The sequence below is a fragment of the Extensimonas vulgaris genome, assembly GCF_003337425.1.
Taxonomy (GTDB): domain Bacteria; phylum Pseudomonadota; class Gammaproteobacteria; order Burkholderiales; family Burkholderiaceae_C; genus Extensimonas; species Extensimonas vulgaris.
In genome coordinates this window covers 88,652-107,149 of the sequence record NZ_QPJU01000001.1, presented here as the reverse complement: position 1 = coordinate 107,149, position 18,498 = coordinate 88,652, and the positions used below count along the sequence as shown (strand labels likewise).

Genomic DNA, 18,498 nt, shown 5'->3' with positions numbered 1-18,498 from the left:
CACATGCTTGCTGCGCATTCCACGCTGGCGCCCCAGGCTGGGTCTGAAGCTCGCTCCGGGGTGCTGCCCGCCACGCCCCCAGCCCGCGCCGCGCGCCGTCGGCCCTGGCGCGTGCTGCCGGGCTTTGGCCTGACGCTGGGCTACACGCTGTTTTATTTGAGCGCGATCGTGCTGCTGCCGCTCGCGGCGCTGGTGGCCAAGTCCTTCACGCTGAGCTGGGAGCAGTTCTGGCTCGCCGTGAGCGCGCCGCGCGTGCTCGCCTCGTACCGGCTGACCTTTGGCGCCTCGCTGATCGCCGCGCTCGTAAACCTGGTGTTCGGCCTGCTGATCGCCTGGGTGCTGGTGCGCTACGCCTTTCCGGGCAAGAAGATCGTCGATGCGCTCGTCGATTTGCCGTTTGCGCTGCCCACGGCCGTCGCCGGCATCGCGCTCACGGCGCTGCTTGCGGGCAATGGTTGGGTGGGGCAGTACCTGGAGCCGATGGGCATCGTGCTCGCGTTTCGGCCGGCGGGCATCGTGGTGGCGCTGATCTTCATCGGCCTGCCTTTCGTGGTGCGCACGGTGCAGCCGGTGCTGCAAGACATGGAAAAGGAGCTCGAAGAGGCCGCCGCGTGTCTGGGCGCGTCGCGCTGGCAGACGTTTCGCAAAGTGATCTTGCCCACCATCGCGCCGGCGCTGCTCACGGGCTTTGCCATGGCGTTTGCGCGTGCCGTGGGCGAGTATGGTTCGGTGATCTTCATTGCGGGCAACATGCCCATGGTGTCCGAGATCACGCCGCTCGTCATCATCGGCAAGCTCGAGCAATACGACTACGCCGGCGCGACCGCGGTGGCCGTGGTAATGCTGCTGATCTCGTTCGTGCTGCTGCTGTTCATCAACGCGCTGCAGGCATGGCAGCGCCGCCGGGCGGGGGTGTAGGCATGAATCCGTCTGTGGTTTCCGCGCGCGCTGCGGCGCGCGCCCAAAGCGGCACCACCGAGGTGCCCTGGGTACGCTGGGCGCTGACGGCGCTCGCGCTCGGCTTCATGCTGCTGTTTTTGCTGCTGCCGCTGGCCGCCGTGTTCACCGAGGCGCTGCGCCAGGGCCTGAACGCCTACCTGGCGAGCCTGCGCGAGCCCGACGCCTGGGCGGCGATACGCCTGACGCTGCTCACCGCGGCCATCGCCGTGCCGCTGAACCTGGTGTTTGGCGTGGCCGCGGCCTGGTGCATTGCCAAGTACGAATTCCGCGGCAAGGCGTTTTTGACCACCCTGGTGGACTTGCCGTTTTCCGTCTCGCCCGTGGTGGCGGGGCTGACCTATGTGCTGCTCTACGGCGCGCAGGGCTGGTTCGGGCCGTGGCTCGCAGCGCACGACATCAAAGTCGTTTTTGCCGTGCCGGGCATCGTGCTGGCCACGGTGTTCGTGACCTTTCCGTTCATTGCGCGCGAGCTGATCCCGCTGATGCAGGCGCAGGGCAGCGATGAGGAGCAGGCCGCGATCGTGCTCGGCGCCTCGGGCTGGCAGACCTTTTGGCACGTGACGCTGCCCAACATCCGCTGGGGGCTGCTGTACGGCGTGATTCTGTGCAACGCGCGTGCCATGGGCGAGTTTGGCGCGGTGTCGGTGGTGTCAGGGCATATCCGCGGGCAGACCAACACGATTCCGCTGCACGTGGAGATTCTCTACAACGAATACCAGTCGGTGGCGGCATTTGCCGCGGCCTCGCTGCTCGCGCTGCTGGCCCTGGTGACCTTGGTCATCAAGACCTGGGCCGAGCACCGCAACGAACGCGCGCTGCGCGAGGCGGCGGCCCTGCCGCCCGAGCGGCCCAACACTTAGATTTCCCATGAGCATCGAAATTCGCAACATCAGCAAACGTTTCGGCGACTTTCAGGCGCTGCGCGACGTGAGTCTGGACATCGCCTCGGGCGAACTCATTGCGCTGCTCGGCCCCTCGGGCTGCGGCAAGACCACGCTGCTGCGCATCATCGCGGGGCTGGAGACGCCCGACGCGGGCAGCATTGCCTTTGCCGGGCAGGACAGCACCGACGTGCATGTGCGCGAGCGCAAGGTGGGCTTCGTGTTCCAGCACTACGCGCTGTTTCGCCACATGACGGTGTTCGAGAACGTGGCCTTCGGCCTGCGCATGAAGCCGCGCCGCGAGCGCCCCAGCGAGGCGCAGATCCGCGCCAAAGTCATGGACTTGCTGCGGCTCGTGCAGCTCGACTGGCTCGCCGACCGGCACCCCGCGCAGCTCTCGGGCGGGCAGCGCCAGCGCATTGCCCTGGCGCGCGCGCTGGCCGTGGAGCCGCAGGTGCTGCTGCTCGACGAACCCTTTGGCGCGCTCGATGCCAAGGTGCGCAAGGAGCTGCGCCGCTGGCTGCGCCGCCTGCACGACGAGCTGCATGTGACCAGCATCTTCGTCACGCACGACCAGGAGGAGGCGCTCGAAGTAGCCGACCGTGTGGTGGTCATCCACCGTGGCCGTATCGAGCAAAGCGGCTCGCCGCAGCAGGTGTGGGAACACCCGGCCAGCCCCTTTGTGTATGGCTTTTTGGGCGACGTGAACCTGTTCCACGGCCGCGCACACGCGGGCCTCGCGCAGCTGCAGGGCATGCAGATCGAAGTGCCAGAGCACGCGCAAGCCGACAATGCCAAGGCCTACGCCTACGTGCGTCCGCACGAATTCGACGTGCAGCGTTACGCGCCCGGCGCCGAGCCAGCGGATGCGGGCCGCACGCGTGGCATCGTGGCGCAGCTCGAACGCGCCATCGTCGTCGGCCCGATCGCGCGGCTGGAACTCGTGCCCAGCGACGGGCACCAAGAAGTGCAGAATACGCCCCCTGGTGCGCCGCCGCAAAGCGTGATCGAGGCGCATATCCCCGCGCAGCAGTTCCACGACATGGGCTTGCGCGCGGGCGAGACGCTGGTGCTCACGCCGCGCCGCGCGCGGGTGTTTCTCGACGAGGCCGCGGGGATTTGATTCCTTTCGTGGTGTCAGCCGCGGCCCGCGCAACAAGGACGCATATGTTTTGGAACTGGATAGACGCCGCGCCGCGCCGCGTGCTCGCGCTGCTGGCGGCGGTGTGTGTGGCCATGCTGGGCTTTGGGCTGTACCTGCAATACGGCGTGGGGCTCACGCCCTGCCCGATGTGCATCGTGCAGCGCTATGCTTTGATATTGGTAGCTGTTAGCGCAGGTGTAGCAAGCGCTAGAGGCCAAAAAGGCTGGATATTTGTATGGGCCGCACTGGGCCTGCTCGCGGCGGGTGTCGGGGCTTTCGTGGCGGCGCGTCAGAGCTGGCTGCAGTGGTACCCGCCCGAAGTCGTGAGCTGCGGGCGCGACTTCTACGGCATGATCGAAAACTACCCGCTGAGCCGCGCCCTGCCCATGATCTTCCGCGGCTCGGGCGACTGCACGGCGGTTGATTGGACTTTTCTTGGCGGCTCGCTCGCGAACTGGGCCTTCGTGGGCTTCGTCGGGCTGGGTTTGGCTTTGCTCGCCGTGCTCGTGCGCGTGGGGCATTGGCGCGTGGGACGCCGCTGATCGGCAGCGGGTCTTTTGCGGGTTCAGAGCTTTTTCACGAGCACCTGGCTGCGCCGGTCCCAGTTGTATTTGCGCTTGCGCGCCTCGGGCAGCCAGTCCGGGTCCACGGGCTGGAAGCCGCGCTTCAAAAACCAGTGCATGGTGCGCGTAGTGAGCACGAAGATGCTCTGCAGCCCCATGGCGCGGGCGCGCTGCTCTATGCGTTTGAGCAGCTTTTCGCCGTCGCCCTGGCCCTGGCTTTGCGGTGAGACGGTGAGCGCGGCCATCTCGCCCGTTTTGGCCTCGGGGTAGGGGTAGAGCGCGGCGCAGCCGAAGATCACGCCGTCGTGCTCGATGATGGTGTAGTGGTCTATGTCGCGCTCGATCTCGGTGCGGCTGCGCTTGACCAGGGTGCCGTCTTTTTCGAACGGCTCGATCAGCTGCAGGATGCCGCCCACGTCGTCGGGCGTGGCCTCGCGCAGCGCTTCGAGCTTTTCATCGACCACCATGGTGCCTATGCCGTCGTGTACGTAAATTTCGAGTAGCAGCGAGCCATCGACGGCAAACGGGATGATGTGGCTGCGCGCCACGCCGCCCTTGCAGGCCTTGACGCAGTGCTGCAGATAAAAGCCTATGTCGGTGGGCTGCTGGGGCGGCGGCAGGCGTGCGAGCAGCGCCTCGGCGTCGGCCAGCGACAGCTCGGTGTCTATGGGGTTGTCGTCGCTCGCAGGTGCTTCGGGGTGCACGCGGATGCCGGGGATTTCGGTGATGAAGATCAGCTTGTCGGCCTGTAGCGCGACGGCCACGCTGGTGGCCACCTCTTCCATCGCCAGGTTGAAGGCCTCGCCCGTGGGCGAAAAGCCAAACGGCGACAGCAGCACCAGCGCGCCCATGTCCAGCGTGCGCGTGATGCCCGCCACATCGACCTTGCGCACCACGCCCGAGTGTTGGAAGTCCACGCCATCGACGATGCCCACGGGCCGCGCCGTGATGAAGTTGCCCGAGAGCACGCGCACCGTCGCACCCGCCATGGGCGTGTTGGGCAGGCCCTGGCTGAACGCGGCCTCGATCTCGTAGCGCAGCTGGCCCGCAGCTTCTTGCGCGCAGTCGAGCGCCACCGAGTCGGTGATGCGTATGCCGTGCGAATACTTGGCTGCGTGCCCCTTGGCGCGCAGCTGCTCGTTGACCTGCGGGCGAAAACCGTGCACGAGCACGATCTTCACGCCCATGGCCTGGATCAGCGCCAAGTCCTGCACGATGCTTTGCAGCTTGCCCGCGGCAATGGCCTCGCCCGTGAGCCCGATCACGAAGGTCTGGTGGCGAAACTTGTGGATGTAGGGCGCGACCGAGCGAAACCAGGGCACGAAGGTGAAGTTGAAGACGGCGGACATGGGCGCGGCGAAGGTGGGTGGCGTCAGAGGGTCAGAGGAAAGGATTTTCCACCACGAGCTTGCCAAAGCGCTGTCCGTGCTGGCCGTCCTCGGTCAGCAGCAGGTCGGCATTGGCGCGTAGCGCGGATTCGAGGATCAGCGCGTCCCACCATTGCAGCTGGTAGCGCTCGGCGAGTTGCGCGGCCGCGAGCACGCTTTGCGCCGTGCTGCCCATGACGTAAAAAGCGCTCAGGCGCTCGAGCTGTTGCAAGGCTTCGGTAGCGGGCAGGGGCGGGCGCAGCTTGCGCGTGGTGATCTGGTAGAACTCCTGCAGCACTTGCGTGCTGAGCACGACCGTGTCGCGCGCGCTGGCCTGCGCGATGCGCGCAAGCGCAGTCTCCTGGCGCAAGCGGTCGCTCGCGTCCACGGCATAGACGAGTACGTTGGTGTCTATGAAACAGATCACGGTGTCACCGCGGCGCTGGATGCGTTGGCGGTGTCGGGTGTTACCAAAGATGTGGCCGAAGCTGTGTTGGCGGATGTGGCGGTATCGGCATCAAGCCGTTCGTGCGCGTCTGCGCGTGTCCAGCGCACGCCTTCGCTGTTGGCTTGGCTGCGCCGTGCTGCTTCGATGAAGGCCGTCGCCGCGGCGCTTTGCCGGTCGTTGCCCAGCGCGTACTCGGCGAGGAATTCGCGCACCTTGGCGCTCACCGAGGTGCCCTCTTGGATGGCGCGCACGCGGGCCATTTTGATGATGGATTCTTCCAAAGAGATGGTCAGGTTGGCCATGGTCGTCAGCCCCGCACAAAGCACATGAACACGTGAAGCAGTGTAGCACGTGAATCTGTATGCTGTTCGTATAATCGCGCCCGTGCACTCTCCATCCTCCCCCAGCGCCAGCCGGCCGGCGCTGCAGATCGAATTCCCCGAGTCCCTCCCCGTATCGGCGCGCCGCGACGAGATCATGGCGGCCATGCAGGCGCACCAGGTCATCATCGTGTGCGGCGAGACGGGTTCGGGCAAAACCACGCAACTGCCCAAAATGGCCCTGGCACTGGGGCGCGGCAAGTGCAATGCCGCCGCGCCGGGGCAGCGCGGGCGGCTCATAGGCCACACGCAACCGCGCCGCATTGCCGCGAGCAGTGTGGCGCAGCGCATCGCCGAGGAACTGCACACGCCGCTGGGCGAGGTCGTGGGCTACAAGGTGCGCTTTCACGACCGGCTCTCCAGGGACGCTTCGGTCAAGCTCATGACCGATGGCATTTTGCTGGCCGAGACGCAGTCCGACCCGCTCTTGCAAGCCTACGACACCATCATCATCGACGAGGCGCACGAGCGCAGCCTGAACATCGACTTTTTGCTCGGCTACCTGCGCCAGATCCTGCCGCGCCGGCCCGACCTCAAGGTGGTGGTGACCTCGGCCACCATAGACGCCGAGCGCTTTGCGCGGCACTTTGCTTCGGCGCAGGGGCCCGCGCCGGTGATCGAGGTGTCGGGGCGCACCTACCCGGTCGAAATCCGCTGGCGCCCGTTCGAGGACAGTCGCGACTATGGCCTCAACGACGCGATCGCCGACGGCGTCGATGAGCTCTGGGCGGGCAACGCGCCGGGCGACATCCTCGTCTTTTTGCCGGGCGAGCGCGAAATCCGCGAGGCCGCAGACCACCTGCGCAAGCACCTTGCGCACCAGCCGCTGCTGCGCAACGCCGAGGTGCTGCCGCTGTTCGCGCGCCTGTCGCAGGCCGAGCAGCAGAAAATTTTTGCGCCCCACGGCCAGCGGCGCATCGTGCTCGCGACCAACGTGGCCGAGACCTCGCTCACCGTTCCAGGCATCCGATACGTGATTGACGCAGGTACGGCGCGCGTGAAGCGCTACAGCTTCAGAAGCAAGGTGGAGCAACTGCTGATCGAGCCCATCAGCCAGGCCGCGGCGAACCAGCGCGCCGGGCGCTGCGGCCGCGTGGCCAACGGCATTTGTCTGCGGCTCTATGACGAGGCCGATTTCCAGAGCCGCCCGCGCTTTACCGACCCCGAAATTTTGCGCAGCTCGCTCGCGGGGGTGATCTTGCGCATGGCCTCGCTGCACCTGGGCGAGGTAGCGCAGTTCCCCTTCATCGACGCGCCCTCGGGCCGCGCGATCGCCGACGGCTACCAGTTGCTCGCCGAGCTCGGCGCGGTCGATGAGTCGGGCGCGCTCACGCCCATGGGGGAGCAGCTCGCGCGCCTGCCGCTCGATCCGCGTGTGGGCCGCATGATCGTGGAGGCACGCGCGCGCCAGGCGCTCGACGAGGTGCTCGTGATCGCCGCGGCGCTGTCCGTGCAGGACGTGCGCGAGCGCCCGCTGGATGCACAGCAGCAGGCCGACCAGGCGCACGCCAAATTCGACGACGACAAGAGCGAGTTCAGCAGCTACCTCAAGCTCTGGCGCTGGATCCACGAGGCGCGCGGCGGCAGCCTGCCCACGCTGCCCTCGGCGCGCGCGCAAGCCAAGCAACAGGCCGCTCAAGCGCGCCAGGGCAGGGGCGCGCACGCTGCGCTGCCCGTGGCGCAGCGTGCGCAGGCAGCCCCAGCTCCTGCGGCCGCCGAAGCGGCTGCACACCCCACGCACAAACTCAGCCACCGCCAGTACGAGGCGCTGCTGCGCCAGAATTTCATCAACGTGCGCCGCCTGCGCGAGTGGCGCGACATCCACAGCCAGCTGCTCACGGTGGTCACCGAGCACGGCTGGCACCTCAACACCCAGCCCGCAAGCTACGAGCAAATCCACTGCGCGCTGCTCAGCGGCCTGCTGGGCAACGTGGGCGTCAAGAGCGACGAGGACGACTGGTACCTGGGCGCGCGCGGCATCAAGTTCTACCGCCACCCGGGCGCGCACCTGTCGAAAAAGCCGGGGCGCTGGATCGTTGCGGCCGAGCTGGTCGAAACCACGCGCCTGTATGGCCGCGGCATCGCGGCGATCGAGCCGCAGTGGCTCGAACAGCTCGGCAGCCATTTGCTCAAGAAGCAGCTGCTCGATCCGCACTGGGAGAAAAAGCGCGCCGAGGTCGTCGCCTTCGAGCGCGCCACGCTCTACGGCATCGTCGTTTACAGCGGCCGGCGCGTGAACTTCGGCAAGGCCGATCCGCACGCCGCGCGCGAGATTTTTATCCGCGAAGCGCTGGTCGCGGGCGAGTGGGACGCGCGCCTGCCTTTTCTGGCCGCGAACCGCAAGCTGATCGCCAAGGTGCAAGAGCTCGAACACAAGGCGCGCCGCCAGGACGTGCTCGTCGATGAGGAGCTGATCTACGCCTTTTACGACCAGCACATCCCGCCCGAGATCTGCAGCGGTGCCGACTTCGAAGCCTGGTGGCGCGCGGCGAGCCGCACGCAGCCCGATTTGCTCCAGCTCACGCGCGAGGAGCTCATGCGCCACGAGGCCGCGGGCATCACGAGCAATGCCTTTCCGCGCAGCGTGCGCCTGGGCGGCATCGATTGCACGGCCAGCTACCTGCACGCGCCCGGCGATCCGCGCGACGGCGTCACCGTCACCGTGCCGCTGTACGTGCTCAACCAGGTGAGCGAGGAGCGCTGCGAGTGGCTCGTGCCCGGCATGCTCAAGGACAAGATCCAGGCCTTGCTCAAAAGCCTGCCGCAGCGTCCGCGCTCGCGCTTCGTCCCGCTGCCCGAATCGGCCGCGCGCCTGGCGGCCTTGCTCGGCACGCCTGAGCGCTTCGGCCAGGGCAGCCTGATCGAAGCGCTGCTGCGCGAAGTGCGACAGGAGACATCGCTCGACGTGCAGCGCGCCGACTTCAAGCTCGACATGCTCGCGCCGCACCTGTTCATGAACTTTCGCGTGATCGACGAGCACGGGCGCCAGCTCGGCCAGGGGCGCAACCTCGGCGCGCTCAAGGCCGAGTGGGGCGTGCAGGCGCGCGGCGCGTTCCAGGCGCTTGCGGCGCTGCGGCGTGGGGCGCCAGAGCCCGAGTCTGCGCCCGAGCCCGGAAACTCAGAGCAAAATCGGCCTCTAGCCAAGGTACATCAAGCACAAGCAGCTAGCAAAAAAGGAGTTTCCGCCGCGCCGGCCGCTGCGCATCCATCCGCCGGTGCCTCAGGCGATGCCGCGGCTTCCACCGCTGCGCCAAGCTCCGGCGCAAGCCCGCGCGCCGGCCAGCGCTACACCGCGTGGACTTTCGGCGCGCTGCCCGAGCTCATGGAAATCCGCCAGGGTGCGCAGACCTTGATCGGCTTTCCCGCGCTGATCGACGCGGGCGACGCCGTGACCATCGAAGTCTTCGACGAGCCCGAACTCGCCGCAGCCAAGCACCGCGCGGGCCTGCGGCGCCTGTTTGCGCTGCAGCTGCGCGACGCGCTCAAGTACCTTGAGAAGAACATCCCCGAGCTGCAAAAAATGGCCATCGCCTACATGCCGCTGGGCACGCAGGAGGAGTTGCGCGCGCAGATCATCGACCTGGCGCTCGAGCGCGCCTTCCTGCTCGATCCGCTGCCCACCGATGCCGCGGCCTTCGCGCGCCGCCTCGAAGAAGGCCGCGCGCGCCTCACGCTGATCGCCAACGAAGTCGCGCGGCTCGCGGGCGCGATCCTGCTTGAATACGCGCACGCGCTGCGCAAGCTCAAAGACACGAAAAACGCCCCCGACGCGGTGCAGGACGCGCAGCAGCAATTGCAGCGCCTGCTGCCCAAAAACTTCCTCGCCGCCACGCCCTGGACGCAGCTCGCGCATTTCCCGCGCTACCTCAAGGCCATCGTGTTGCGCCTGGACAAGGTGCGCACCGACCCCGCGCGCGACGCCGCCAAGCTCGCCGAGCTGCGCCCGCACGAGCAGCGCTACTGGCGCCTGCTCGCCGAGCGCAAGGGCCGCGCCGACGCGCGCATGCAGGAGCTGCGCTGGATGCTCGAGGAGCTGCGCGTGAGCTTTTTCGCGCAAGAGCTGCGCACCCCCCAGCCCGTGAGCCTCAAGCGCCTCGAAAAGCTTTGGGCGCAGGTGAGCGGGGTGGTGTAGCGGCTTCGGACAGGCCTTCTTGATGCCTTCTTGATACGCCCGGCGCGTAAATTTGCATCATCTTGATGCCCGGCTCCATAGCATCCCCATAGCCCGTCTTCGCGCGGGCCAAGGAGGATGAAAAATGGACGTTGCATATCTCGCACTCATCGCCGTGATGTGGCTCGCGCTGGTGGGCCTCACGCTGGGCTGCGCCAAGCTCGGAGGGCCCGAGCAATGAGCTGGACCTATGTATTGGGCGGCGTCATCGCCGTGGGCCTGCTGGTCTATCTGGTGGCGGCATTGCTGCATCCGGAGGACTTCTCATGAGCGCGCATGCCTGGACTCTGCTCGGGGTGTTCTTGGCGGTGCTGCTGCTCGCTGCGGTGCCGCTCGGGCGCTACATCGCCGACGTGATGGAGGGCCGCGGCTTTGCCGTGCGCCTGGGGGCCCGCCTGGAGGTCTTCCTGTACCGCGCAAGCGGCGTGCGGCCCCACGAGGACATGGGCTGGAAGTCCTACGCGCTGGCCATTTTGCTGTTCAACCTGTGCGGCTTCGTGGCGGTGTACGCGCTGCAGCGCCTGCAAGCCTGGCTGCCGCTCAATCCGCAATCGATGGCCAACGTGAGCGCAGACTCGGCCTTCAACACCGCCGTGAGCTTCGTCACGAACACCAACTGGCAGGGCTATGCGGGCGAATCCACGATGAGCTACCTCACGCAGCTGCTGGGCCTGGCCGTGCAGAACTTCCTTTCCGCCGCCACCGGCATCGTCGTCGTCATCGCGCTGATCCGCGGCTTTGCGCGGCATACGACGTTGGCGATGGGAAACGCCTGGGTGGACTTGACGCGCGCCACGCTCTACGTGCTGCTGCCGCTGGCGCTGCTGTTCGCCGCGTTCCTGATGGGGCAGGGCGTGATCCAGAACTACGATGCCTACCGCGACGTGAATACGGTCGAGGTCACGCACTATGACGCTCCGAAGCTGGATGCCCAGGGGCAACCGGTGCTGGACGCCCAAAGTGCGCCCTCCACCGAACCCGCCGAAACCCGCACGCAGACTTTGCCCATGGGCCCGGTCGCCTCGCAGGAGGCCATCAAGCTGCTGGGCACCAATGGCGGGGGCTTTTTCAACGCTAATTCTGCGCATCCTTACGAGAACCCGACGCCGCTGGCGAATTTCGTGCAGATGCTGGCGATCTTCCTCATCCCTGCGGCGCTGTGCCTGAGCTTCGGGCAGATGGTCGGCGACCGCCGTCAAGGCTGGGCCGTGCTCATTGCCATGGCGCTGATGTTCGTCGTGCTGGCCGTGGCCGCCATGTCGTTCGAGCAGCAGGCCAACCCTTTGCTGACCCAGCACGGCGCCAGTGCCGCGGCGGGCAACATGGAAGGCAAGGAAACGCGCTTTGGCATCGCCGACAGCGGTCTGTTCGCCACCGTCACCACGCTGGCCTCGTGCGGCGCGGTGAACGCGATGCACGACTCCTTCATGCCTTTGGGCGGCCTCGTTCCTCTGTTGGACATGATGCTGGGCGAAGTGGTGTTCGGCGGCGTAGGCACGGGCCTTTACGGCATGCTGGTGTTCGCCGTGATGGCGGTGTTCATTGCCGGGCTGATGATAGGCCGCACCCCCGAATACCTGGGCAAGAAGATCGAGGCCTACGACATGAAGATGGTGTCCATCGCCATCCTCGTGACGCCGCTGCTGGTGTTGGTCGGCACGGCGATCGCGGTGCTCAGCGTCGCCGGTGTGGCGGGCGTCGCCAACCCGGGCGCGCACGGTTTTTCGGAAATTCTCTACGCCTTCACCTCGGCAGCCAACAACAACGGCAGCGCCTTTGCGGGCCTGTCGGCCAACACGCCCTTCTATAACACCCTGCTGGGCCTGGCGATGTGGTTCGGGCGCTTTGGTGTGATCGTACCGGTGCTGGCGCTCGCGGGTTCGCTGGCTGCCAAGAAGCGCGTCGCCGCGCACGCCGGCGCCATGCCCACGCACGGCCCGCTGTTCGTCGTGCTGCTGATCGGCGTCGTGCTGCTGGTCGGGGCGCTCAACTACGTGCCTGCGCTCGCATTGGGCCCGGTGGTGGAGCACTTGATGCTCTTTGCAAGCCATTGAGCAGGAGGAACCTTCCATGTCACACCCTCAATTGCGCATGTTCGACCCGGCGCTGCTGATGCCGGCCATCTTGGACGCATGCAAAAAGCTCCACCCCGCTGCGCAATGGCGCAATCCGGTGATGTTCGTCGTCTATGTCGGCAGCATGCTGACCACCGTGCTTGGCGTGCAGGCGTTGTTCGGCCAGGGCGAGGCGCCGGTCGGCTTCATCCTGGCCGTGGCGCTGTGGCTCTGGTTCACGGTGCTGTTCGCCAATTTTGCCGAGGCCCTGGCCGAAGGGCGCAGCAAGGCGCAGGCGGCCGCGCTGCGCGGCCTCAAAAAAGACACCTGGACCAAAAAACTGCAAGGCCGGCATGCCGACGCGCCATGGAGCATGGTGCCAGCGAGCGATCTGCGCAAGGGCGACATCGTGCGCGTCGATGCCAACATGCTCATCCCGGCCGATGGCCAGGTGATCGAAGGCGTGGCCTCGGTGGACGAGTCCGCGATCACCGGCGAGTCGGCCCCGGTGATCCGCGAGTCGGGCGGGGATTTCGCCTCTGTGACCGGGGGCACGCGCGTGCTCTCGGACTGGCTGGTGATTGAGGTCACCGTGAACCCCGGGGAAACCTTCGTCGATCGCATGATCGCGATGGTCGAAGGCGCCAAGCGGCAGAAGACGCCCAACGAGATCGCGCTGACCATCCTGCTGGTGGCCCTGACCATCGTCTTTCTGGGCGTGACGGTCACGCTGCTGCCCTATTCGATGTTCAGCGTTCGGGCCGCAGGTGCCGGCACGCCCATCAGCATGACGGTGCTGGTGGCCTTGCTGGTGTGTCTGATTCCGACCACCATCGCCGGCTTGCTTTCGGCCATCGGCGTGGCGGGCATGAGCCGCATGATGCAGGCCAATGTGATCGCCACCTCGGGCCGGGCGGTCGAGGCCGCGGGTGACGTCGATGTGCTGCTCTTGGACAAGACCGGCACCATCACGCTGGGTAACCGCCAGGCTTCCGCATTTTTGCCTGCAGCCGGCGTGCAGGAAGCCGAGCTCGCGGACGCCGCTCAGCTTGCCTCGCTGGCCGACGAAACGCCCGAAGGGCGCAGCATCGTGGTTCTGGCTAAGCAGAAGTTCCAGCTGCGCGAGCGCGACGTGGCGGCGCTCGGGGCCCAGTTCGTGCATTTCACGGCGCAGACGCGCATGAGCGGTGTCGATCTGGCCGACGGCCGCTGCCTGCGCAAGGGTGCGGCGGACGCGATCCGCCGGCACGTGGAGGCGCTTGGCGGGGAGTTTCCGCCCGCGCTGCAAAGCGTGGTCGATGAGGTTGCGCGGCGCGGCAGCACGCCGCTCGTGGTGGCCGATGGCAAGCGCGTGTTCGGTGCTATCGAGCTCAAGGACGTCGTCAAGGGCGGCATCAAGGAGCGCTTTGCCGAACTGCGCCGCATGGGCATCAAAACGGTGATGGTGACCGGCGACAACCGCCTGACGGCGGCTGCCATTGCGGCCGAGTCCGGCGTCGATGACTTTCTGGCCGAGGCCACGCCCGAGGCCAAGCTGCAGTGCATCCGCGAGTACCAGGCGCAGGGCCGCCTCGTGGCCATGACGGGCGACGGCACCAACGACGCGCCCGCGCTGGCGCAGGCCGACGTCGCGGTGGCCATGAACACCGGCACGCAGGCGGCCAAGGAAGCCGGCAACATGGTGGATCTGGACAGCAATCCGACCAAGCTGATCGAAGTGGTCGAGACGGGCAAGCAGATGCTGATGACGCGCGGCTCGCTCACCACCTTCAGCATCGCCAACGACGTGGCCAAATACTTCGCGATCATCCCGGCAGCCTTCGTCAGCACCTATCCGCAGCTCGCGGCGCTGAACGTGATGGGGCTCGCGACGCCGGGCTCGGCCATCCTCTCGGCGGTGATCTTCAACGCGCTGATCATCATGTGCTTGATCCCGCTGGCGCTCAAGGGCGTCAAGTACCGGCCGCTGGGCGCGGCCATGCTGCTGCGCCGCAACCTGCTCATTTATGGTTTAGGCGGTCTGGTGGTGCCCTTTGTGGGCATCAAGCTGATCGACATGCTGCTGGCCGTATTCCACCTGCTCTGAAGGAGATCACGCCATGAAAACACTTTTGCGCCCTGCGTTCACCCTCTTCGTTTTGCTGACCGCGCTCACCGGGGTGCTCTATCCACTGTTGGTGACGGGCATAGGCAAGCTGGCCTTTGCCGATGCGGCCGCCGGCAGTCTGATCTACCAGGATGGCAAATCCGTGGGCTCGGCGCTGATCGGGCAGAACTTCAGCGCGCCGCAATATTTCTGGGGCCGCCCGTCGGCGACCGGGCCCTATCCCTACAACGCCGCAGCATCTTCAGGCTCGAACCAGGGGCCTTTGAACCCTGCGCTGGCCCAGGCCGTGCAGGTGCGCGTGCAGGCGCTGCAGGCAGCTGATCCGGGCAATACTTTGCCCGTGCCCGCCGACCTGGTCATGGCGTCGGCCAGCGGGCTGGATCCGCACATCAGTCCCGAAGCGGCCGCGTACCAGCTGGCCCGCGTCGCCCGCGCCCGCGGCCTTGGCGTCGAGCAGCTGCGTGCCCTCGTGGCGCAGCACACCGAAGGGCGCCAGTGGGGCCTCTTCGGGGAGTCGCGCGTGCACGTGCTCGAACTCAATCTGGCGCTCGATGCCTTGCGCCGCTGAAGCCATTTGCACGGGCCTGTCCTGCGCTGCAGTGGGGGCATGCATACTCGGTTCCCCGCCCCACGGGGTGCATGCGAACAAGGAATGCTCGTGCTGATCAACTGCGTCGTCTATCAGGAAGGGAAGAAACTCGCCGACATCCCGGTGCAGGAGGTCCGGCACCATCTCGATCGCCCTGGCTGCTTCGTGTGGGTTGCCTTGCGCGACGCCACCGCGCAGGAGTTGCGCCAGATGCAGCAGGAGTTCAGCCTGCATGAGCTTGCCGTGGAGGATGCGCTGCACGGCCACCAGCGGCCCAAGATCGAGGAATACGGCACTATGGTGTTCGTCGTCATGCACTTGCTCGAAATGCAGCCCGGCGACACCATTGCTGCCGAGAATGCTGCTGAAAATATAGCTATCGGCGAGGTGGCGATCTTCGTCGGTGCGAACTTCGTGCTCTCGGTGCGCAACCGTAGCAGCCAGAACTTTCTCGGTGTGCGCGCACGCTGCGAGCACGAGCCGCAACTGCTGCGCCACGGTGCCGGCTTCGTTCTTTACGCGCTGATGGACGCGGTGGTGGACAGGTACTTTCCCATCCTCGAGCAAATCGAAACCGACCTCGAGGAGATCGAGTCGCAAATTTTCGAAGGCGGCGCGGCGCGCTCGAACGTTCAGCGGCTGTACGCGCTCAAACGCCGCGCGAGCGTGCTGCGCCACGCCGTGGCGCCGCTGCTCGAAGCCGCGGGCAAGCTGCACGGCGGGCGTGTGCCCGAGGTCTGCCTGAGCACCCAGGAGTATTTCCGCGACATTCACGACCACCTGGCGCGCATGAACGCAGCGATCGACGCGATCCGCGACACCATAGGCATGGCGATGCAGGTCAACCTTTCCCTGGTCACGATCGACGAGTCGGAGGTGACCAAGCGCCTGGCCGCGTGGGCAGCGATTTTTGCCGTCTCGACGGCGCTGGCCGGTATCTGGGGCATGAATTTCGAGCACATGCCCGAGCTCAAATGGGCTTACGGCTATCCCTTCGCCCTGGGCCTGATCGCCACCGCTGCAGGCATCCTCTACTGGCGCTTCAAGCGCGCCGGATGGTTGTGAAGCGGCGCGTTGATATTCGGCTGCCATGACGGATGCGCCCGAACGCCCCGATCCCGATGCCTTGCTGCAGCGCGTGCAGGCTGAAGAGGAGCATGCGCGGCGCGGGCGGTTGAAGATATTTTTCGGCGCTTCGCCGGGCGTGGGCAAGACTTGGGCGATGCTGGCCGCCGCGCACGTCGCGCAGGCGCAGGGCTTGGCGCTCGTGATCGGCGTGGTTGAGACGCATGGCCGCGCCGACACCGAGGCGATGGCCAGGGGGCTGCCGCGATTGGCGCTCAAGGCGGTGCCGTACCGTGGCCGCGTGCTGCAGGAATTCGACCTCGACGCAGCGTTGGCCTTTGGCGCCGCGCACCCGCAGGCGCTGGTGCTGCTCGACGAGCTGGCGCACAGCAACGCGCCCGGCTCGCGCCACCCCAAGCGCTGGCAGGACGTCGAAGAATTGCTGCAGGCGGGCGTGGACGTCTGGACGACGATGAACGTGCAGCATCTCGAGAGTTTGAACGACATCGTCAGCGGCATTACCGGCATCCGCGTCTGGGAGACGGTGCCCGATCGCGTATTCGACGAAGCCGACGAGGTGGTGGTGGTCGATCTGCCGCCCGACGAGCTGCTCGATCGCCTCAGGGCAGGCAAGGTGTATCTGCCGCAGCAGGCCGAGCGCGCGGCCGCCAACTTCTTTCGCAAGGGCAATTTGCTGGCGCTGCGCGAACTGGCCTTGCGCCGTACCGCCGATCGCGTCGATGTCGAAATGCAGGCCTACCGGCGCCAGAGTTCGGTGCAAGCGGTGTGGCCCAACCGCGAGGCCTTGCTCGCCTGCGTCGGTGTGGGCGAACATGCGGAAAAAGTGGTGCGCAGTTGCGCGCGCCTGGCGGCACAGCTCGACGTGCCCTGGCATGCCGTGCATGTGGAGACGCCCGCGATGCAGCGCCTGCCAGAAGCCCAGCGCGTGCGCGTGTTGCGCGCGCTGAAGCTGGCCGAAGAGCTTGGCGCCGTCACAGCGACGCCCAGCGCGCCCGAGCTGGCCCCGGCGCTGGTGCGCTACGCGCGCGAGCACAACCTCGCGCGCCTGGTGATGGGCCGGCGCGAGCGGCGCTGGTACTGGCCGTGGGCTGCACCGTTGGCCGAGAGCATCGCTGCATTGGCGGATGACCTCGACGTGCTGCAGGTGGCATTGCCCGCGGCGATCATCAGACGCCCGTTGCGGCGTGCGCACGCGTCGGGCGAAGACATGGGCCTGCACTGGCAGGGCTACCTGGCGGCTGCCGGGGCCTGCGCGCTCGTGGCTGTGCTCGCCACGCCTCTGGTCGGCATGTTCGAATTGACCAACATCGTGATGCTGTTTTTGCTCGCGGTGGTCGGCGTGGCGCTGCGCTGGGGGCGCGGCCCGGCCGTACTGGCGGCCTTCCTCGGCGTCGGCTTGTTCGATTTTTTCTTCGTCGCACCGCACTTCTCATTTGCGGTGAGCGACGTCCAATACCTCGTCACTTTTGCTGTGATGTTGGTCGTAGCCCTGGTGGTGGGGCAGCTCATGGCCGGGCTGAAGGTGCAGGCCGAGGCGGCCACCTTGCGCGAGCACCGCGTGCGCGGGCTCTATGAAATGTCGCGCGACCTGTCGGCGGCGCTGCTGCCCGCACAGGTGGCAGAGATTGGGGCGCGCTTTCTCGCGGCGGAATTCGGCGCGCGTGCCACCTTGCTCGAGGCGGACGACGATGAGCGCCTGCACCCATTGCCCAGTGGTGGGGCCGCGGTCGATGAGGGGGTGGCGCAATGGGCTTTCGACCACGGCGAGGCCGCTGGCCATGGCACTGATACGCTGCCGGCCAGTCGCTGCTTGGTACTGCCGCTGAAGGCGCCGATGCGCCGGCGCGGTGTGCTGGTGATCGAGCCGCCGGCAGGCGGGCAGGCGCTGGGGCCGGAACAGCGGCGTCTGCTCGAGACCTGTGCGTCGCTGCTCGCGATTTCGCTGGAGCGCATCCACTACATCGACGTGGCGCAAAAGAGCACTTTGCAGATCGAGTCCGAGCGCCTGCGCAATTCGCTGCTGTCGGCGATCTCGCACGACCTGCGCACGCCACTCGCTGCACTGGTGGGGCTTGCGGATGCGCTGGTCATGGCGCAAGCGTCAGGACGCGATCCTGCCGCGCAGCACGAGATCGCGCTGTCGATCCGCGAATCGGCGCTGCGCATGAACGCGCTGGTCAACAACCTGCTCGACATGGCGCGGCTGGAGGCCGGTGGGGTGCAACTGCACCGTGCCTGGCAACCGCTCGAAGAGGTGGTGGGGGCGGCGCTGGCGGCCTGCGCGCCAGCGTTGCGCACGCGACCCGTGAGCGTGCAGCTGGCCGATGACCTGCCGCTGCTCGAGTTCGACGCCGTGCTGATCGAGCGCGTGCTGGTCAATCTGCTTGAAAACGCCGCGAAATACACGCCGCCCGGCACGGCCGTGCGCATTGCGGCCAAGCCTTCAGGGTCTTGCGTCACCCTCACCATAGACGACGATGGACCCGGTCTACCGCCGGGACGCGAGGAGGCTCTCTTCGAAAAATTCGAACGCGGCACGCGCGAGAGTGCAACGCCCGGTGTGGGCCTGGGCCTCGCGATCTGCCGCGCCATTGTGCTTGCGCACGGCGGGCGCATCCGCGCGGAGAACCGCATCGAACAGGGCAGGGTGGCGGGCGCACGCTTTACTATCGAACTCCCGTGCGGCACGCCGCCTGCAGACGACGGCGGTGTTGAAGGAGTACAAACCTGTTCATGATCTTTTCATGA

At 66.8% G+C, this 18,498-nt stretch carries 14 protein-coding genes; 11 read left to right on the top strand and 3 right to left on the bottom strand.

Translation table 11 applies throughout. The annotated features are described in order from the left end of the window. Positions 1–3: 3 nt before the first annotated feature. From cysT to DFR45_RS00425, 4 genes are read left to right on the top strand one after another with little or no spacing between them, the layout of a single operon-like run. A complete protein-coding gene (gene cysT, locus DFR45_RS00440; RefSeq protein ID WP_114481750.1) occupies positions 4–918 on the top strand; it encodes a sulfate ABC transporter permease subunit CysT in 915 nt (304 codons plus the stop codon). A 2-nt stretch (positions 919–920) separates the two neighbouring features. Further along, positions 921–1,820 (top strand): sulfate ABC transporter permease subunit CysW, encoded by a 900-nt coding sequence (gene cysW, locus DFR45_RS00435; protein ID WP_114482161.1) that lies wholly within the window; start codon positions 921–923, stop codon positions 1,818–1,820. 7 nt (positions 1,821–1,827) lie between these two features. Further along, complete coding sequence (locus DFR45_RS00430; protein ID WP_114481749.1) at positions 1,828–2,964, top strand: sulfate/molybdate ABC transporter ATP-binding protein; 1,137 nt, start codon at positions 1,828–1,830, stop codon at positions 2,962–2,964. Positions 2,965–3,008: 44 nt separating this feature from the next. Next, complete coding sequence (locus tag DFR45_RS00425; RefSeq protein WP_114481748.1) at positions 3,009–3,527, top strand: disulfide bond formation protein B; 519 nt, start codon at positions 3,009–3,011, stop codon at positions 3,525–3,527. Between the two features lie 23 nt (positions 3,528–3,550). On the opposite strand, the gene argA is transcribed toward DFR45_RS00425, so the two are convergent. Genes argA through DFR45_RS00410 form a run of 3 tightly spaced genes read right to left on the bottom strand, consistent with a single transcriptional unit; the run spans position 3,551 to position 5,665 of the window. Next, entirely contained in the window at positions 3,551–4,897 is a 1,347-nt protein-coding gene (gene argA / locus DFR45_RS00420; RefSeq protein ID WP_114481747.1) for an amino-acid N-acetyltransferase, read from the bottom strand. 31 nt (positions 4,898–4,928) lie between these two features. Further along, a complete protein-coding gene (locus tag DFR45_RS00415; protein ID WP_158636973.1) occupies positions 4,929–5,342 on the bottom strand; it encodes a PIN domain-containing protein in 414 nt (137 codons plus the stop codon). Continuing rightward, positions 5,339–5,665: a DUF6364 family protein gene (locus tag DFR45_RS00410; RefSeq protein ID WP_114481745.1), complete on the bottom strand. Its 327-nt coding sequence runs from the start codon at positions 5,663–5,665 to the stop codon at positions 5,339–5,341. The genes DFR45_RS00415 and DFR45_RS00410 overlap by 4 nt, the downstream gene beginning before the upstream one ends. A gap of 175 nt (positions 5,666–5,840) precedes the next feature. Between DFR45_RS00410 and hrpA the strand changes: the two genes are divergently transcribed. From hrpA to DFR45_RS00375, 7 genes are all read left to right on the top strand, one after another. After that, positions 5,841–9,875: an ATP-dependent RNA helicase HrpA gene (gene hrpA / locus DFR45_RS00405; protein WP_241659339.1), complete on the top strand. Its 4,035-nt coding sequence runs from the start codon at positions 5,841–5,843 to the stop codon at positions 9,873–9,875. Between the two features lie 216 nt (positions 9,876–10,091). After that, positions 10,092–10,184, top strand: coding sequence for a K(+)-transporting ATPase subunit F (gene kdpF, locus DFR45_RS00400; RefSeq protein ID WP_114481743.1), 93 nt, complete (start codon positions 10,092–10,094; stop codon positions 10,182–10,184). Next, positions 10,181–11,968, top strand: coding sequence for a potassium-transporting ATPase subunit KdpA (gene kdpA / locus DFR45_RS00395; protein WP_114481742.1), 1,788 nt, complete (start codon positions 10,181–10,183; stop codon positions 11,966–11,968). Before kdpF ends, kdpA begins: the two co-directional genes overlap by 4 nt. 16 nt (positions 11,969–11,984) lie before the next feature. Further along, complete coding sequence (kdpB, locus tag DFR45_RS00390) at positions 11,985–14,054, top strand: potassium-transporting ATPase subunit KdpB (protein WP_114481741.1); 2,070 nt, start codon at positions 11,985–11,987, stop codon at positions 14,052–14,054. Positions 14,055–14,067: 13 nt separating this feature from the next. Next, positions 14,068–14,643, top strand: a complete 576-nt coding sequence (kdpC, locus tag DFR45_RS00385; protein ID WP_114481740.1) for a potassium-transporting ATPase subunit KdpC — start codon at positions 14,068–14,070, stop codon at positions 14,641–14,643. Positions 14,644–14,733: 90 nt separating this feature from the next. Continuing rightward, a complete protein-coding gene (corA, locus tag DFR45_RS00380) occupies positions 14,734–15,729 on the top strand; it encodes a magnesium/cobalt transporter CorA (RefSeq protein ID WP_114482160.1) in 996 nt (331 codons plus the stop codon). 25 nt (positions 15,730–15,754) lie between these two features. Further along, entirely contained in the window at positions 15,755–18,487 is a 2,733-nt protein-coding gene (locus DFR45_RS00375) for a DUF4118 domain-containing protein (protein ID WP_114481739.1), read from the top strand. The last annotated feature ends 11 nt before the right edge of the window (positions 18,488–18,498 follow it).

What these genes read in the sequence shown, in the direction of transcription:
- cysT (WP_114481750.1), top strand. Translation starts at nt 4, where the DNA reads ATGCTTGCTGCGCATTCCACGCTGGCGCCCCAGGCTGGGTCTGAAGCT.
- cysW (WP_114482161.1), top strand. Translation starts at nt 921, where the DNA reads ATGAATCCGTCTGTGGTTTCCGCGCGCGCTGCGGCGCGCGCCCAAAGC.
- DFR45_RS00430 (WP_114481749.1), top strand. Translation starts at nt 1,828, where the DNA reads ATGAGCATCGAAATTCGCAACATCAGCAAACGTTTCGGCGACTTTCAG.
- DFR45_RS00425 (WP_114481748.1), top strand. Translation starts at nt 3,009, where the DNA reads ATGTTTTGGAACTGGATAGACGCCGCGCCGCGCCGCGTGCTCGCGCTG.
- argA (WP_114481747.1), bottom strand. Translation starts at nt 4,897, where the DNA reads ATGTCCGCCGTCTTCAACTTCACCTTCGTGCCCTGGTTTCGCTCGGTC.
- DFR45_RS00410 (WP_114481745.1), bottom strand. Translation starts at nt 5,665, where the DNA reads ATGGCCAACCTGACCATCTCTTTGGAAGAATCCATCATCAAAATGGCC.
- hrpA (WP_241659339.1), top strand. Translation starts at nt 5,841, where the DNA reads ATGGCGGCCATGCAGGCGCACCAGGTCATCATCGTGTGCGGCGAGACG.
- kdpF (WP_114481743.1), top strand. Translation starts at nt 10,092, where the DNA reads ATGAGCTGGACCTATGTATTGGGCGGCGTCATCGCCGTGGGCCTGCTG.
- kdpA (WP_114481742.1), top strand. Translation starts at nt 10,181, where the DNA reads ATGAGCGCGCATGCCTGGACTCTGCTCGGGGTGTTCTTGGCGGTGCTG.
- kdpB (WP_114481741.1), top strand. Translation starts at nt 11,985, where the DNA reads ATGTCACACCCTCAATTGCGCATGTTCGACCCGGCGCTGCTGATGCCG.
- kdpC (WP_114481740.1), top strand. Translation starts at nt 14,068, where the DNA reads ATGAAAACACTTTTGCGCCCTGCGTTCACCCTCTTCGTTTTGCTGACC.
- DFR45_RS00375 (WP_114481739.1), top strand. Translation starts at nt 15,755, where the DNA reads ATGACGGATGCGCCCGAACGCCCCGATCCCGATGCCTTGCTGCAGCGC.